General features: G+C 66.1%; 14 protein-coding genes. 9 read left to right on the top strand and 5 right to left on the bottom strand.

Annotation, left to right across the window (positions count from 1 at the left end; all coding sequences use genetic code 11):
* Positions 1–10 precede the first annotated feature (10 nt).
* Genes DFO68_RS05380 through DFO68_RS05355 form a run of 6 tightly spaced genes read left to right on the top strand, consistent with a single transcriptional unit; the run spans position 11 to position 5191 of the window.
* The gene (locus DFO68_RS05380; protein ID WP_133482658.1) at positions 11–445 is read left to right on the top strand and encodes a nuclear transport factor 2 family protein; all 435 of its coding nucleotides are present in this window, start codon (positions 11–13) and stop codon (positions 443–445) included.
* A 22-nt stretch (positions 446–467) separates the two neighbouring features.
* Entirely contained in the window at positions 468–1262 is a 795-nt protein-coding gene (locus DFO68_RS05375) for an SDR family NAD(P)-dependent oxidoreductase (RefSeq protein WP_133482657.1), read from the top strand.
* Complete coding sequence (locus tag DFO68_RS05370; RefSeq protein WP_133482656.1) at positions 1259–2614, top strand: NAD(P)/FAD-dependent oxidoreductase; 1356 nt, start codon at positions 1259–1261, stop codon at positions 2612–2614. Before DFO68_RS05375 ends, DFO68_RS05370 begins: the two co-directional genes overlap by 4 nt.
* Positions 2611–3402, top strand: coding sequence for a DUF1365 domain-containing protein (locus DFO68_RS05365; RefSeq protein ID WP_133482655.1), 792 nt, complete (start codon positions 2611–2613; stop codon positions 3400–3402). Before DFO68_RS05370 ends, DFO68_RS05365 begins: the two co-directional genes overlap by 4 nt.
* Complete coding sequence (locus tag DFO68_RS05360) at positions 3399–4667, top strand: SAM-dependent methyltransferase (protein ID WP_133482654.1); 1269 nt, start codon at positions 3399–3401, stop codon at positions 4665–4667. The genes DFO68_RS05365 and DFO68_RS05360 overlap by 4 nt, the downstream gene beginning before the upstream one ends.
* Before the next feature lie 5 nt (positions 4668–4672).
* The gene (locus DFO68_RS05355; RefSeq protein WP_133482653.1) at positions 4673–5191 is read left to right on the top strand and encodes a DUF2878 domain-containing protein; all 519 of its coding nucleotides are present in this window, start codon (positions 4673–4675) and stop codon (positions 5189–5191) included.
* On the opposite strand, the gene DFO68_RS05350 is transcribed toward DFO68_RS05355, so the two are convergent.
* On the bottom strand, positions 5150–7009 hold the full coding sequence (locus tag DFO68_RS05350; RefSeq protein WP_133482652.1) for a putative bifunctional diguanylate cyclase/phosphodiesterase: 1860 nt from the start codon (positions 7007–7009) through the stop codon (positions 5150–5152). The two genes, DFO68_RS05355 and DFO68_RS05350, sit on opposite strands and share 42 nt — an antisense overlap.
* A 278-nt stretch (positions 7010–7287) precedes the next feature.
* On the opposite strand from DFO68_RS05350, the gene fabA reads away from it, so the two are divergent.
* Positions 7288–7803, top strand: coding sequence for a 3-hydroxyacyl-[acyl-carrier-protein] dehydratase FabA (gene fabA / locus DFO68_RS05345; protein ID WP_133482651.1), 516 nt, complete (start codon positions 7288–7290; stop codon positions 7801–7803).
* A gap of 13 nt (positions 7804–7816) precedes the next feature.
* Positions 7817–9034 carry a beta-ketoacyl-ACP synthase I gene (gene fabB, locus DFO68_RS05340; RefSeq protein WP_133482650.1) on the top strand — a complete coding sequence of 406 codons (1218 nt, stop codon included), beginning with the start codon at positions 7817–7819 and terminating at the stop codon, positions 9032–9034.
* Positions 9035–9106: 72 nt separating this feature from the next.
* On the opposite strand, the gene DFO68_RS05335 is transcribed toward fabB, so the two are convergent.
* From DFO68_RS05335 to DFO68_RS05320, 4 genes are read right to left on the bottom strand one after another with little or no spacing between them, the layout of a single operon-like run.
* The gene (locus DFO68_RS05335; RefSeq protein ID WP_133482649.1) at positions 9107–9865 is read right to left on the bottom strand and encodes a lysophospholipid acyltransferase family protein; all 759 of its coding nucleotides are present in this window, start codon (positions 9863–9865) and stop codon (positions 9107–9109) included.
* Positions 9862–10752, bottom strand: coding sequence for a sugar nucleotide-binding protein (locus tag DFO68_RS05330; RefSeq protein WP_133482648.1), 891 nt, complete (start codon positions 10750–10752; stop codon positions 9862–9864). Before DFO68_RS05330 ends, DFO68_RS05335 begins: the two co-directional genes overlap by 4 nt.
* Positions 10753–10775: 23 nt before the next feature.
* Positions 10776–11357, bottom strand: coding sequence for a single-stranded DNA-binding protein (gene ssb, locus DFO68_RS05325; protein WP_133482647.1), 582 nt, complete (start codon positions 11355–11357; stop codon positions 10776–10778).
* Positions 11358–11405: 48 nt separating this feature from the next.
* Positions 11406–12800: an MFS transporter gene (locus tag DFO68_RS05320; RefSeq protein WP_133482646.1), complete on the bottom strand. Its 1395-nt coding sequence runs from the start codon at positions 12798–12800 to the stop codon at positions 11406–11408.
* 159 nt (positions 12801–12959) lie between these two features.
* On the opposite strand from DFO68_RS05320, the gene uvrA reads away from it, so the two are divergent.
* On the top strand, positions 12960–15830 hold the full coding sequence (uvrA, locus tag DFO68_RS05315; RefSeq protein ID WP_133482645.1) for an excinuclease ABC subunit UvrA: 2871 nt from the start codon (positions 12960–12962) through the stop codon (positions 15828–15830).
* Positions 15831–16036 lie beyond the last annotated feature (206 nt).

Here is a 16036-nt window from a genome sequence, read left to right as displayed (position 1 = left end):
AGACCCTGCCATGCAACCGCCAGCAGACCTGGAGGCCTTCTGTGCCTTCTTCAATAAACTAGACAAGAACTGTACAGTCAAGTTATACGATGTATATACTGAAGACGTGGAATTCATCGATCCACTGCACCACATACGTGGCAGAGAAGCGCTAAAAGCCTACTTCGCGACCCTGTACGACAACGTGACATCGTGTCGCTTCACCTTTCACGAGACCCTGCGCCAGCACGACACGGCATTCGTCACCTGGACGATGCATTTGGTGCATCCGCGTCTTAACGGCGCTCGCCAGGTGGATGTCGAGGGTTGCTCGCACCTTTGCATCGCGCAGGACGGGCGGGTGGCCAGGCACCGCGACTACTTCGACGTCGGTGCCCTGCTCTATGAGCGACTGCCTTTGCTGGGAAGCGCGATACGACTGGTAAAGCGACAACTGGGCCGCTGACGGCCCCGAGGAGGGCGAGATCATGAGCACCGCGAGCGACAGGCAGCGCATCTGGCTGACCGGGGCCAGCTCGGGCATCGGCCGTGCCCTGGCCGAACGCCTGCTGGAGGCGGGGCACCGGGTGGCGCTGAGTGCGCGCAGCGAATCGGCCCTGGCCGAGCTCTGCGACGGCCATGACAACGCCCTGCCGCTGCCGCTGGACGTGACCGACCGCCAGGCCGTGCGCCTGGTCGGCGAGCGGCTGGACGCGGCCTTCGGGGGGCTGGATTTGGTGATCCTCAATGCCGGGACCTGCGAGTACCTGGATGCCCGCGACTTCGATGTCGAGCTGATCGAGCGGGTCTTCGCGCCCAACTTCTTCGGTGCCATCTACGGCGTCGAAGCCGCCCTGCCCCTGCTGCGCCGGGCCCGTGCCGAGGGCGGGCGACCGCTGCTCGCCGCCACCTCCAGCGCAGCGGCCTACCTGCCGCTGCCCCGGGCCGAGGCCTACGGCGCCTCCAAGGCCGCGCTGAGCCACTTTCTGGAGTCGTTGCGCCTGGATCTGGCCACCGAGGGCATCGACGTGAGCCTCATCCACCCCGGCTTCGTCAAGACCCCGCTGACCGAGCGCAACGACTTCGCCATGCCCTTGCGGGTGAGCGCCGACGCGGCGGCCACGACGATCCTCTCGGGCCTCGCCAGTCGCCGCCTGGATATCCACTTCCCGCGACGCTTCACGCTGCTGGTCAAGTTGGCGGGCATCCTGCCAGCGCAGCTGCGCCATCGCCTGGGGCTGCGCCTATCCCGTCAGGGCACCACACCGGAGACTCGTTCATGAACGCCTCGTTCTCAGCGTCACCGCCACGCGTCACCGCCCAGCGCATCGCCGTGATCGGCAGCGGCATCGGCGGCATGGCCGCTGGCTGGTATCTGTCGAGCCGCCACGAGGTGACGCTTTTCGAGGCCGCCGACCGCCTGGGCGGGCATACCGCCACCGTCGATGTCGAGCTGGAAGGGCGGAAACATGCGATAGATACCGGCTTTATCGTCTTCAACGACTGGACCTATCCGCATTTCCAGCGCCTGCTGGCGCGGCTCGGCATCGCCAGCCAGCCCACTGAGATGAGCTTCTCGGTGCATCAGACCGCACACGACTTCGAGTACAACGGCCACACCCTGGCGAGCCTGTTCGCCCAGCGACGCAACCTGCTGCGTCCCCGCTTCCATCGCCTGCTGCGCGATATCCTGCGTTTCAATCGCGAGGCGAGCCGAGCGCTGGAAGAGGGCCGGCTCGACCCGGCCATGACGCTGGGCGCCTGGCTGGCGGACAATAGCTTCGGGGACGACTTCCAGCATCACTATCTGCTGCCCATGGGTGCGGCGATCTGGTCGGCCAGCATCCGTGACCTGCGCGACTTCCCGCTGCTGTTTTTCGTGCGCTTCTTCCACCATCACGGCCTGCTGTCGGTCAACCAGCGTCCCCAGTGGCACACCCTGGTGGGCGGCTCGCGCCGCTACATCCCGGCGCTGACCGCGCCCTGTGCCGGCCGCATCCACCTGGCCACCCCGGTCCTCGGCGTGCGCCGCCATGCCGACTGGGTAGAAGTACGCACCGCGAGCGGCATCCAGGCCTTCGATCAGGTGGTGCTGGCCTGCCACGCCGACCAGGCGCTGGCCATGCTCGACGACCCGAGCGCCGCCGAACGCGAGATCCTCGCTGCGCTGCCCTATCAGGACAACGAGGTGGTGCTGCATACCGACACCCGGTTGCTGCCGCGCCGCCGGCGCGCCTGGGCAAGCTGGAACTACCGGCTGGATGGCCGCGGCGACAACGCTCGGGTCTCGGTGACCTACAACATGAACATCCTGCAGCGCCTCAGCGCTTCGCAGACCTTCTGCGTGACCCTCAACGACAGCGCCGCCATCGACCCGGCCAAGGTGCTGGGCCGCTATACCTATGCTCACCCGCAGTTCACCCTGGCCGGCCAGGCGGCCCAGGCGCGCCACGCCGAGATCTCCGGGCCCGAGCGCCGCACCCACTACTGTGGCGCCTACTGGCGCAATGGCTTCCACGAGGATGGCGTGTGGAGTGCGCTGCGCGTGGCCCGCGCCCTGGGCTGCGACGAGAACGACCGCCGCGAGGGACAACCGCCCATGCCCGACGCAACCAGCGAGGAGCAGGTGGCATGATCCATTCGCCACGCTCGCGCATTTACCGCGGCACCCTGCGTCATCGCCGCTTGCTGCCGCGGGCCCATGCCTTCGAGTATAGCCTGTGGATGGCCTGGCTCGACCTTGACGAGCTCCCGGTGCTGTTCGACGGCGTGCCCGGCTTCAGCGCGCGGCGCCCGGCCCTGGCGCGCTTTCGCCGCGAGGACTATCTCAGCGACGATCAGGCGTCACACGACCGCCCCCTCAAGCAGGCAGTGCATGAGGAGCTGGTGCGCCAGCTGGGCAGCGCCCCCGACGGGCGTATCTGCGTGCTGACCCAGCTGCGCACCCTGGGGCTGGGCTTCAACCCGGTCTCGCTCTACTACGCCTACGATGCTCGCGGCGAGCTGCGCGCGGTGCTCGGCGAGGTAAGCAACACGCCCTGGGGGGAGCGCACCCGCTATGCCTGCGCCGTGACGCCTGGCCGCCGTGGCCATGTCGCCGAGTTCGACAAGGTCATGCACGTCTCGCCCTTCAACCCCATGGACATGACCTACCGCTGGCGCTTCGACACCCCGGGCGAGACCCTGTCGATGCACATGGAGAACTGGAAGGACGGTGAGCGCCACTTCGATGCAACCCTGTCGCTGCGAGCTCGCCCGGCGACCCGCGCGGTACTGCTGGCGACCCTGGCCCGCCAGCCGTGGATGAGCCTCAAGACCCTCGCCGGCATCCACCTCGAGGCGTTGCGGCTGTGGCTCAAGCGCGTTCCCGTCCATGACCACCCTGGCCACGATCCCCCTTCCCGTGAGGAGAGCTCGCCGTGAACACCCTTCGCTCCGCCACCGCCCGCCCCCTGGCCCCCGAAGGCGACCGCCTGACCCGCTGGCTCAAGCCGCGGGTGCTGGCCCAGCTCGATCGCCTGGAGGGCGGTAATCTCATTCTGATCGACGGCCACCAACGCCACACTTTGGGCCAGGGAGGGCCGTTGCAGGCGACCCTGGTAGTGCGCCACCACCGGGCGTGGAAGCGCCTGGCCCTGGGCGGCACCGTCGGCGCCGCCGAGGCCTACATGGACGGCGACTGGGATGCCGACGACCCGGTAACCCTGGTGCGGCTGTTCGCCAGCAACCTCGAGCGGGTCAACGGCGAGATCGAGAATGGCCCGGCGCGTCTCGGGCGCTGGCTGCTGAGCGCCTTGTATGGCCTGCAGCGCAACAGCCTGCGCGGCTCGAAGCGCAACATCGCCGCCCACTACGACATCGGCAATGCGCTGTTCGCCACCTTCCTCGACCAGGACCACCGCATGTACTCCAGCGCGGTATTCCCCCACGCCGAGGCAAGCCTGGAAGAGGCCTCGACCCACAAGCTCGACCTGATGCTCGAGACACTTGATGTCCAGCCCCATCACCACCTGCTGGAGATCGGCACCGGCTGGGGTGGGCTGGCCATCCATGCGGCGAAGACCCGCGGCTGCTGTGTGACCACCACCACCCTTTCCGCCGAGCAGCGCGCCTTCACGGCACAGCGCATCGCGGAGGAGGGGCTGGGTGAGCGCATCACCCTGCTCCAGCAGGACTACCGCGAGCTTTCCGGTCGGTACGACCGCTTGATCTCGGTGGAGATGATCGAGGCGGTGGGCCACCAGTACCTGACCACCTATCTGGCAACCCTGGACCGGCTGCTCACCGATGACGGCCAGGCCATGCTGCAGGCGATCACCATTCGTGACCAGCGCTACGAGGCGGCCAAACGCGAGATGGACTTCATCAAGCGTCATATCTTCCCGGGGGGCTTCCTGCCCTCGCACCACGCCATCCTCGATGGTCTGACACGCCATACCTCACTCAACGTCATCGCCCTGAACGAGATCGGCCTGCACTATGCGCGCACCCTGCGCGAGTGGCGCCACCGCTTCGAAGCCAACCTTGAGACCGTGCGCCGGCTCGGTTATGACGAACGCTTCATCCGCATGTGGCGCTACTACCTCTGCTACTGCGAGGGCGGCTTCCTGGAGCGCACCATCGGCACTTGCCAGTTGCTGCTGGCCAAGCCCGGCGCCCGGCCGGCGCCGCTCACCGGGGCGGTGTGACCGCGATGGCCACCCTGCCCGACAGCGCCGTGAAACTGCTCGCCAACCTAGCCGCCTTCCAGGCCGGCTGGTTCGCCTGCGTGCTGGGCGGCACGCGCATCGGCCTGCTGATAGTCGCGGTGATTGTCACTCTGCACCTGGCCTGGCTGGCGCGTCCCGGGGAGTGGCGCTGGCTGGCAGGCTTCGCCATGCTGGGGCTGGCCATCGACGGCGGCCTGGCGCTGGCCGGTGGTTTCGATTTCGCCGACCCGCTCGGTATGCGTCCGATCATGCCGATCTGGCTGTGGCTGCTCTGGCCGTTGTTCGCCACCCTTGTCCACCACTCGCTGGCCTGGCTGTGGCAGTATCCCTGGCTGGCCATGCTCGGTGGCGCCACCAGTGGGCCGCTCTCCTACTATGCTGGCGCCCGCCTCGCCGGGGTCAAGCTAGCGCCCTGGCTGCTACCTGCCGAGGCGCTCGCCTGGGCGCTGATCTGTCTGATCTTAAGCTGTCGCCTGGGCAAGAGGTTTACCCTGGCCCGCTAAGGCCTGCTCACGCCACTGGGCCTCGATGAGCGACGCGGCCATGGGCCGGGCGTAGAAAAAGCCCTGAACCTGGGCACACCCTTGGGCCAACAGGAAGTCTCTTTGGGCCTCGGTCTCGACGCCTTCGGCAATCACCTCGAGTTCGAGCCCACGAGCCATGGCCAAGACAGCACAGACGATCGCCGCATCGGCGCGATCATCGGGCAGCTCCTTAATAAAGGCACGATCCAGCTTGAGTTTGTCCAGCGGGAGGTGCTTGAGATAACCCAGCGAGGAGTAACCGGTGCCGAAATCATCGATGGCGATCCGGTGTCCTTGCTGTCGCAGCCGCTCCAGTCGCGGAGCGATATCGCCCGCACGCTCGTCGAGCAAGACTGATTCCGTCAGCTCGAGTCCCAACAGCCGAGCCGGCAGGTCATGGCGGGCAAGGCCTGAAGCCAAGGCCGTTTCCAGGTCACCCTGAAACAGCTGCATGGCCGAGATATTGATCCACACCATCGTCTCGGGCATACCCTTCCTCCGCCAGTGAGCGAGTTGGGCGAGGGATTGGTCGATGACCCAGTCGCCAAGTGTCGCCATCAGGCCGTGACGCTCGGCCAGAGGGATGAAATCGCCGGGAGAGATCATGCCATCTCGGGGATGTCGCCATCGCAGCAGAGCCTCCAGGCCGACCAGGCAGTCATCTTCCAGTCGGTACTGGGGCTGATAGTGCAATTCCAGCTGGCCGCCGACGGCCAGTGCATTACGAAGCTCGTTGAGCAGCCCCAGCTGGGGGCTATCCTGTACATCCAAGGCAGGACGAAACCGCAGGCTCTGATTTCGACCATTGCGCTTGGCGCTGTACAGCGCCGACTCCAGCCGCTGGAAGAGCACCCCGGACTCTCGACCATCTTCGGGAGAGCGGCAGCTGCCTATCGTCAGTCCCAGTCGCAAGCTGTGCTTGTCGATCTCAAAGGGCTGGCCCAGGTGGTTCTGCAGCCCCTGGATCCAGTTGTCATGGTCGCTGTGAGTCGTGGTGCGAATCACCATAAACTCATCACCCCCCAGTCGGCCGACCACACCGCCAGCGGCATGCCTGGCCAGGCGTTGCCCAAACTGAGAGAGCAGCCGGTCGCCGAGCTCAACGCCGATACCGTCATTGATCTCCTTGAAGCCATCAATGTCGATCAACGCCATGTCCAGGCTCTCGCCGGCTCGCAGATGGCGAAGGCGAGAGGCCAGCAGGTCATGCAGGCGACGGCGATTGGGCAGGCCGGTAAGCGGATCCTCGAAGCCGATTCGCTGAAGATCGCGCTCGCGAGCCTTATGAATTGAGATATCGGTGAAAAGGCAGACATGGTGGGTGATACGGCCGGCCTCGTCGCTGACGACGCGGACGCGCAGCCATTCTGGATACTCGTCACCCTGCTTGCGCCGGTTCCAGATTTCCCCCTCCCAGCGGCCCGTCGCGTGCAAGGCCTGCCAGTACCGCTCGAAGAACGCCTTGTCGTGACGTGGCGCCGATAGTGAACTGGCATTGAGGCCGCGGACCTCGTCCAGGCCGTAGCCAGTAATCCGAGTGAAGGCCGGGTTGACAGCCTGGATGCGATTAGCGGCATCGGTGATGATAACGCCCTCTTCCGAAAGCGAAAGGGCCTGTTCACCGAGGCGTGCCCGTTGGTGCTCCAGACGTATCTGGCGCCAGGCATCCACCAGGCCGAGGACCACCACGGCGGCGGCAGCCAGGCGCAGCGGTATGCCGGGCAGCCATATACAGGCCGTGAAGGCCGAAAGCGCCACCCAGGGCATGGGGCGGTTGAGAGAGAAGGCTGGCCACATGGGCTGAGGCTCGCTAGTTGAACGATATCATTGACGAGACTTGATAAGGGTCTTCAAACGCTATCGGCCGCCAGCCGGGAAACTTGAATCCCATGCTTCACCCGACTCCCGAAAGAGGGCTGCATGAGGGCAGATGCCGCAACGCCACAGGCAGCGACGAAACCGGACAAAGCCGCTTAGCGTGCATTCATCTTATGTGAACAGTAGACTAGGCGCAGCCGCCCGGCGGCCTCAGAGCGCTTTCGCCACACCATGATCTCGACTCTCGGAACGATTCAGTGACCAAGCAACACTCCTTTGATCGCGAAGAACTGCTGGCCTGCTCACGCGGCGAGCTGTTCGGTCCGGGCAATGCCCAATTGCCGGCCCCCAACATGCTGATGCTCGATCGCATCACGCACATCTATCAGGAAGGCGGGGATCACGGCAAGGGCGAGCTGATCGCCGAGCTCGATATCCACCCCGATCTATGGTTCTTCGACTGCCACTTCCCCGGCGACCCGGTGATGCCGGGCTGCCTGGGCCTCGATGCCATGTGGCAATTGGTGGGGTTCTACCTGGGCTGGCTGGGCCATCCCGGCCGTGGGCGTGCCCTGGGCTGTGGCGAGGTCAAGTTCAGTGGCCAGATCCTGCCCGATGCCCAGCAGGTCACCTACCGCATCAACATCAAGCGCATCATCACCCGGCGCCTGATACTGGGCATGGCCGACGGCACCCTAGCCGTTGACGGCCGCGACATCTACCAGGCCAACGACCTGCGGGTCGGTCTGTTCACCTCCACCGCGAATTTCTGAACAGGAGGCTCCCATGCGACGAGTGGTAGTCACCGGCCTGGGCATCGTGTCCTGCCTGGGCAACGACGCACAACAGGTTCTAGAGGCACTCAGGAGCGGGCACTCGGGCATTCGCTTCAAGGAAGAGTACGCCGAACGGGGCTTTCGCAGCCAAGTAGCCGGCAGCGTCGATATCGATCTGGATGCCCTGATCGACCGCAAGCTGCGTCGCTTCATGGGCGACGCCGCGGCCTTCGCCTACGTCTCCATGACCCAGGCCATCGAGGACTCGGGACTGGCGCCGGAGCAGGTCTCCAGCGAACGCACCGGGCTGATCGCCGGCTCCGGCGGCGCTTCCAGCGCTAACCAGGTGGAAGCCGCCGACCTGTTGCGTGAGAAGGGGCTGCGCCGCGTGGGCCCCTACCGGGTCACCCGCACCATGGGCAGTACTGTTTCGGCCTGCCTGGCAACCCCGTTTCGGATCAAGGGCGTCAACTACTCCATCTCCTCGGCCTGCGCCACCTCGGCCCACTGCATCGGCAGTGCCATGGAGCAGATCCAGATGGGCAAGCAGGACGTGGTCTTCGCGGGTGGTGGTGAGGAGGAGCATTGGACCCTGTCTTGCCTGTTCGACGCCATGGGCGCGCTCTCGACCCACTACAACGACATCCCCGACAAGGCCTCCCGGCCCTATGACCAGGCCCGCGACGGCTTCGTCATCGCCGGCGGTGGCGGCATGCTGGTGCTCGAGGAGCTGGAGCATGCCCGGGCTCGCGGCGCCAAGATCTATGCCGAAGTGACCGGCTACGGCGCCACCTCCGATGGCCACGACATGGTCGCTCCCTCCGGGGAGGGGGCGATGCGCTGCATGCGCCAGGCCATGGCCGGCGTCGATGGCCCAATCGACTACATCAACACTCATGGCACCTCGACACCGGTGGGCGATGTGGCCGAACTCAAGGCGATCCGCGATGTCTTCGGCAACTCCACGCCGGCGATGAGCTCCACCAAGTCACTGACCGGCCATTCGCTGGGCGCCACTGGCGTGCAGGAAGCGATCTACTCGCTGCTGATGATGGAGAACGACTTCATCGCCGCCTCGGCCAACATCGAGACCCTCGACGAACAGGCCGACGGCTTCGATATCGTGACCCAGCGCCGCGACGGCGTGAAGGTCGAGCGCGTACTCTCCAACAGCTTCGGCTTCGGCGGTACCAACGCCTGCCTGGTGCTGGAGAAGGTTCGCGACTGACCCGTCGCGCGCCAGCCGCAATGCAAGAGGCGCCCTCATGGGGCGCCTCTTGCATTGACGCCGCGACTGCGCTCAGACCGGACTCTCGGTGGCCGGCGCTTCGACCGTTGCCGGGCGCGGCACCTCGGAAATCTCGGAAAGCCGGGCCTCAATCCATGCCTCCACCTCGACCAGCACCGCCTCGGCGGTACGGCCGGCGGTCTCGATGGGCTGGCCCACCTCCAGCGACAGGCGCCCCGGGCGCTTGACCCAGTGATGGCCCGGCCAGCGCTCCCCGGCATTGTGAGCCACCGGCACCACCGGCACCCCGGCGCGACAGGCAATCACCGCACCGCTCTTACTGTAGCGACGCCGGCTTCCCGGGGCCACCCGAGTGCCCTCGGGAAAGATCAGTACCGAGAGCCCCTCCTCGAGCCGAGTCTTGCCTTGGGTCAGCACCTGTCTCATGGCCCGGGCCGGCTTGCTGCGGTCCAGTGCAATGGGATGCAACAGCTGCAGCCCCCAGCCGAAGATCGGGATATTCAGCAGTTCCCGCTTGAGCACCGTGCAGACCGGCGGATGCAACAACTGCAGATAGATGGTCTCCCACTCGGACTGGTGGTTGGCGAGGATGACGCAGGGGCCGTCGGGCAGGCGCTCATGGCCACGGAAGTCGTAACGCACCCCGCAGGTCATACGGAACCAGGCGATGATAAAGTGATTATAGAGGTTGAGCAGCCGATAGCGGGAGCGCAAAGGCAGGAAGGGTGCCGGGGGCAGGAAGAGCACGCCACAGACCAGCATGGCCAGGAAGTAGCCGGCATAGAAGACCAGGCTGCGGATCACGTTCATCGGAGCATCGACTCCTCTGCGATCTCGCCATCATCTCGGCCCAGACACCAGGTATCCAGCATCCGCCCGACCTCCAGCCGCCAGGGCTTCTGGTGGACACCGAACACATCCAGCACCCGCCGGCAGTTGAGCACCCGACGCAGCGGCTGGTCGTGGTGGTGATTGAGCGCGTTGACGTCACCCAGTGCGACCCGCTCGCCACGCCCCTCGAGCCGCGTGGCGAGTTGGGTACGCACCATGGAGACGAAGGTGTAGGCGCTCACCGGCTCGGTGCCAGCCAGATGATAGCTGCCCCAAGCCTCGGCGCCACAGCACTGCTGCTGGAGCATGCCGATCAGCGCCATGGCCACGGCATCCGCCGAGGTCGGGCAGAGAATCACGTCGGACTCTGCCCGCACCTCGCCGCCGTCCACCAGGGTATCGAGCAGTTCGCTCAGCCAGGCCTGGCTGCCCTCTAGGGCGAACAGCGGCCCCAGGCGCACGATCAGGTGGCGCGGGTACTCGGCGCGAATCCGATCGCCAGTGCGTATCAGCCGCCTCAGGCTGTCGTCGCGGGGCTCGGGAATCACGTGTTCGTCGATGGGAACGTCAAGCCCGTCTTCGTAGAGCTGATCGGAGACGCACCATACCAGCGGGATAGCCGCCTCGCGGCAGGCCTCCATGCAGGCCTCGACCGCCTCGGCATGCGCCGTGACGGCCGCCGGCTCGGCACTGATCGGGCGCGACAGCGGCGGGATCACCAGCGCATCAGGTCGCAGCTCGTCGAGCAGCTGGCCGGGGGGCGCCAGACCCGGCTCGATGGTAAGCTCGGTGTCGCTGCGGCGGTTGGCTTCGCGCGCCAGCGCCAGGCTCAAGCAGTGCCCGGCCTCCAGGATCAGCAGCTTCACGGCACCTCCTCGGCTGGCCTCGCTTAGAAAGGGATCTCGTCATCGAAATCGTCGAAGCTGCCCGGGTCCGGCTCCCCGTAATTGCTCCCCTGCTGGCCGCCACCCTGCTGAGGAGGCGCCGGCTGCGCGGCCGGACGCTGCGGCTGACCGCCACCGGCATTGCCGCCCTGCTGAGCGGCGTTGCCATGGCCACCCTGAGGCTGGCCGCCATAACCGCCGCCCTGAGGCTGACTTCCATACTGGCCGCCCTGCTGACCCCCATCGCCGCCGCGGGAGTCGAGCATCTGCATATCGTTGGCGACGATCTCGGTGGTGTACTTGTCCTGGCCGTTCTGATCCTGCCACTTGCGGGTCTGCAGGCGGCCCTCGATATACACCTTGCTGCCCTTCTTGAGGTACTGCTGGGCGATCTCGGCGGTCTTGTTGAACAGCACGACCCGATGCCACTCGGTACGCTCCTGGCGCTGGCCGCTCTGCTTGTCCAGCCAGGTATCGGTGGTGGCCAGGTTGAGGTTGGCAACGGCGGTGCCGGAGGGCGCGAAACGCACCTCGGGATCCTGCCCCAGGTTGCCGATGAGGATGACCTTGTTGATGCCACGGGCCATGGAGGAACTCCTTGCTGTCATGAATGCGTTATCAGGATCATACGCGGCTCAGGCGCCGCTGTGGTGATTCCCGGAACCAGTGAGGCGCGCCAGGGCCTGCTCGTCGAGTCGCTGTCGGTCTATCTTGAGGTAGGCCAGGCGCTCCTCGGGGACGACCAGCACGTCTTCCACCCCGGCCACCTCGGCGAAGCGCGCCATCAGGGACTCCAGGGCAGCGTCCTGTTGGCTGTCGTCGAGCGCCACGACCTCGCTGGTCAGATGGCGCGGCGGAGCCATGCCGGCCATCACCGAAAGCCAGACCAGGCCCGCCAGGCCGCCGCCGATGAACACCGCGGAAAGCCCCCATTGCTGTACCAGCGCACCCCCCAGCACGCCCCCCAGGAAGGCCCCCAGAAACTGGCTGGTGGAGTAGATGCCCATGGCGGTGCCCTTGGCACCGGCAGGAGCCAGCTTGCTGAGCATCGATGGCAGGGTGGCCTCGAGCAGGTTGAAGCCGGTGAAGAACAGCAGCAGCCAGCCGAACAGCGCCGGGAAGCCGTCACCCAGCGTGGCCAGCCCAAATAGACTCAGCGTGATGCCGGTGATCGCCGACAGGCACATGGCCTTCATGCGCCGGCGTTTCTCGGCGACGATCACCAGCGGCACCATCGCCACGAAGGCCAGGCCCATGATGCCCAGGTAGGTGAGACCATGGCGCTCGATGGCGATACCCGCCTCGACCAGCCGGAAGGGCACGGCAACGAAGATCGCCATCAGCAGCAGGTGCAGGGCGAAGATCGAGACATCCATCCGCCACAGGTCGCCGCGGGTGAGGATGTTGCGCAGCTGGTCACGATCCAGGCCCACGTCGCGGTGATGAACCCGTCGCGGGGCCGGCGGCACCAGCTTCCACAACACGACCAGGCCAAGCAGCGCCAGTGCCGTGGAGAACCAGAACACCCCGGCCAGGCCATAGCCGGAGGCCAGCCAGGGTCCGAGCACCATGGCCACGGCGAAGGCCACGCCGATGGATAGCCCGATGCTGGCCATGGCAGCGGTACGCACCTGCTCGCGGGTCTGGTCGGCGAGCAGCGCCATAATCGCCGCGGCCACGGCGCCGCTACCCTGCAGGCAGCGCCCCAGGATCACCCCCCCGATGGAGTCGGCGCTGGCGGCCACCACGCTGCCGACCAGGAACAGCGCGAGCCCCCCGGCAATCACCGGCTTGCGCCCCAGGCGGTCGGAGAGCAGGCCGAATGGGATTTGCAGCAGCGCCTGGGTGAGCCCGTAGATCCCTAGCGCCAGGCCGACCAGCAGCGGCGTCGCCCCCTTCAGCTCATCGGCATACAGGGCCAGCACCGGCAACACCATGAACAGGCCCAGCATGCGCGAGGCGTAGAGCCCCGCGAGCCCGATAATGGCGCGGCGCTCGGTGGCTAACAGCAATCCTGAGAGCTTACGCATGACGATTCGAACTTCCGTGGACGGCCCCTCGGACCCGGAGGTGACCGCATATTCTAGCGGCTCGGTGGGGCACAGGGAAAGCCGATGGCGACCCGCGCTTTGCCGCCGGTGCGGGCCGGGCCGTATAATCGAGCTTTTGCCGCGTCCGGCGAGGTGGGAATGGACACAATTCTGGTCAGGGGTGCGCGCACCCACAACCTGAAGAACATCGACGTCGAGCTGCCCCGCGACAAGCTGATCGTGGTCACCGGGCTCTCCGGGTCGGGCAAGTCGTCACTGGCCTTCGATACCCTCTATGCCGAGGGGCAGCGACGCTATGTGGAGTCGCTTTCCACCTATGCACGCCAGTTCCTGTCGATGATGGAGAAGCCCGACGTCGACCATATCGAGGGACTCTCTCCGGCGATTTCCATCGAGCAGAAGTCCACATCACACAATCCACGCTCCACCGTGGGTACCATTACCGAGATCTACGACTACCTGCGCCTGCTGTTCGCCCGCGCCGGCACCCCGCGCTGCCCCGAGCATGGCGAGGACCTCGAGGCGCAGACCGTCTCGCAGATGGTCGACCAGGTGCTGACCCTGCCCGCGGGCAGCAAGCTGATGCTGCTGGCCCCGGTGGTCAAGGGACGCAAGGGCGAGCACCTGCAGCTGCTCGCCGAGCTGCGCAGCCAGGGCTTCGTGCGCGTGATGGTCGACGGCCAGGTGCTGGAGCTCGACGACCTCACCCCGCTGGACAAGAACCGCAAGCACGACATCAGCGTGGTGGTCGATCGCCTCAAGGTAAGGGACGGCCTGCAACAGCGCCTGGCGGAGTCCTTCGAGACGGCCCTCAACCTGGCCGATGGTACCGCCGTCGTGCATTTCATGGACGGCGAGCATGAGGATATCGCCTTCTCGGCGCGCTTCGCCTGTCCGGTATGCGGCTACTCGATCGCCGAACTCGAGCCGCGCATGTTCTCCTTCAACAATCCGGCAGGGGCCTGCCCGACCTGCGACGGCCTGGGCGTGCAGCAGTTCTTCGACCCCGACAAGCTGATCAGCCACCCGGAGCTGTCCCTGGCCGAAGGGGTGATCAAGGGCTGGGACCGTCGCAGCGTCTACTACTTCAACCAGTTGCAGGCGGTGGCCGACCACTATCGCTTCACCCTGGAGACTCCCTGGCAGGACCTGGCACGCCACGAGCGCGAGATCATCCTGCATGGCAGCGGCAACGACGATATCGCCTTCAGCTACGTCAACGACCGTGGCCGCAAGGTGACCCGCGAGCACCCCTTCGAAGGGGTGCTGCCCAACATGCAGCGCCGCTACCGCGAGACCGAATCCAGCATGGTACGCGAAGACCTGGCGCGTCACATCGCAACTCAGCCCTGCCCCACCTGCCACGGTTCGCGACTGCGCCGCGAGGCACGCCACGTCTACGTCGACGACCGCACCCTGCCGCAGCTGGTCCGCCTGCCCATCGGCGAGGCGCTGAGCTACTTCGGCACCCTCAGTCTGCCCGGCCGCAAGGGTGAGATCGCCGTCAAGATCGTCAACGAGATCCAGGCTCGCCTGGAGTTCCTGCTCAACGTGGGGCTGGACTACCTGAACCTGGAGCGCAGCGCCGAGACCCTCTCCGGCGGCGAGGCCCAGCGCATCCGCCTGGCCAGCCAGATCGGCGCCGGCCTGGTGGGGGTGATGTACATTCTCGACGAACCCTCCATCGGCCTGCACCAGCGCGACAACGACCGCCTGCTGCAGACCCTGGAACGCCTGCGCGACCTGGGCAATACCGTGATCGTGGTCGAGCATGACGAGGAGGCCATCCGCGCCGCCGACCACGTGCTCGATATCGGCCCCGGCGCAGGCGTGCATGGCGGGCGCATCGTCGCCCAGGGCACCCCGCAGGAAATCATCGCCAACCCCGAGTCGCTGACCGGCCAGTACCTCGCCGGCACCCGGCGCATCGAGATCCCGCCGTGGCGCATTCCTGGCAACCCGGAGAACGTGGTGCGCCTGACCGGCGCCCGGGGGAACAACCTGCAGGACGTCACCCTTACGCTTCCGCTGGGGTTGTTCGTGTGCATCACCGGTGTCTCGGGCTCCGGCAAGTCGACGCTGATCAACGCCACCCTGATGCCCATCGCCGCACGTGAGCTCAATCGTGCCACCAGCCTGACGCCGGAGGCTCATGATCGCATCGAGGGGCTCGAGCATCTCGACAAGGTGATCGACATCGACCAGAGCCCCATCGGCCGCACGCCGCGCTCCAATCCGGCCACCTACACGGGGATATTCACGCCCATCCGCGAGCTGTTCGCCGGCACCCAGGAGGCGCGCTCGCGAGGCTACAAGCCTGGGCGCTTCTCCTTCAACGTCAAGGGCGGGCGCTGCGAGGCCTGTCAGGGCGAGGGCATGATCAAGGTCGAGATGCATTTCCTGCCGGACATCTACGTGCCCTGCGACGTCTGCAAGGGCAAGCGCTATAACCGCGAGACCCTGGAGATCGCCTACAAGGGCAAGAACATCCACGAGGTTCTGGAAATGACCGTGGAGGAGGCGCTGGCGTTCTTCAGCCCCGTGCCGGCCATCGCCCGACGGCTGCAGACCCTGCTTGACGTGGGGCTCTCCTATATCCGCCTGGGACAGAGCGCCACGACGCTGTCCGGCGGCGAGGCCCAGCGGGTCAAGCTGGCCCGGGAACTGGCCAAGCGTGATACCGGCAAGACGCTCTACATCCTTGACGAGCCGACCACCGGCCTGCACTTCGAGGACATCCGTCAGCTGCTCACCGTGCTGCACCGGTTGCGCGACCACGGCAACACCATTGTGGTGATCGAGCACAACCTCGACGTGATCAAGACCGCCGACTGGCTGATCGACCTGGGCCCCGAGGGCGGCTCCGGCGGCGGGCGGATCATCGCCGAGGGCACCCCCGAGCAGGTGGTGCGCATGGAAACGTCGCACACCGGCCGCTTCCTCAAGCCGTTGCTTGAGCGGCAGGCAACGAGCGCCGAGCCACGAGCCGCGAGCGCGGCGGAAAGCTGAGCTGTAAGCTGTAAGCTGTAAGCTGTAAGCTGTAAGAGCAGTATAGTGGACCCCACCCTTCGCCGTAAGCCGTGGGGTTTTCTTATGGCTTACAGCTTAAGGCTTACAGCTATCGAGTAGGAGGGGGAGTCGCCTCCCCCGTCCTCTCACACCACCGGGCATACGGTTCCGTACCACGGCGGTTCACGAAGAACGATTAAGCCCTC

Source organism: Halomonas ventosae, from assembly GCF_004361885.1.
Taxonomy (GTDB): Bacteria; Pseudomonadota; Gammaproteobacteria; order Pseudomonadales; family Halomonadaceae; genus Halomonas; species Halomonas ventosae_C.
The sequence above is the reverse complement of the archived record's forward strand: the minus strand, read 5'-3'. Positions and strand labels throughout refer to the sequence as shown.

Coding starts and splice junctions, on each gene's coding strand:
- DFO68_RS05380 (WP_133482658.1), top strand. CDS start 11: ATGCAACCGCCAGCAGACCTGGAGGCCTTCTGTGCCTTCTTCAATAAA.
- DFO68_RS05375 (WP_133482657.1), top strand. CDS start 468: ATGAGCACCGCGAGCGACAGGCAGCGCATCTGGCTGACCGGGGCCAGC.
- DFO68_RS05370 (WP_133482656.1), top strand. CDS start 1,259: ATGAACGCCTCGTTCTCAGCGTCACCGCCACGCGTCACCGCCCAGCGC.
- DFO68_RS05365 (WP_133482655.1), top strand. CDS start 2,611: ATGATCCATTCGCCACGCTCGCGCATTTACCGCGGCACCCTGCGTCAT.
- DFO68_RS05355 (WP_133482653.1), top strand. CDS start 4,673: ATGGCCACCCTGCCCGACAGCGCCGTGAAACTGCTCGCCAACCTAGCC.
- DFO68_RS05350 (WP_133482652.1), bottom strand. CDS start 7,009: ATGTGGCCAGCCTTCTCTCTCAACCGCCCCATGCCCTGGGTGGCGCTT.
- fabB (WP_133482650.1), top strand. CDS start 7,817: ATGCGACGAGTGGTAGTCACCGGCCTGGGCATCGTGTCCTGCCTGGGC.
- DFO68_RS05335 (WP_133482649.1), bottom strand. CDS start 9,865: ATGAACGTGATCCGCAGCCTGGTCTTCTATGCCGGCTACTTCCTGGCC.
- ssb (WP_133482647.1), bottom strand. CDS start 11,357: ATGGCCCGTGGCATCAACAAGGTCATCCTCATCGGCAACCTGGGGCAG.
- DFO68_RS05320 (WP_133482646.1), bottom strand. CDS start 12,800: ATGCGTAAGCTCTCAGGATTGCTGTTAGCCACCGAGCGCCGCGCCATT.
- uvrA (WP_133482645.1), top strand. CDS start 12,960: ATGGACACAATTCTGGTCAGGGGTGCGCGCACCCACAACCTGAAGAAC.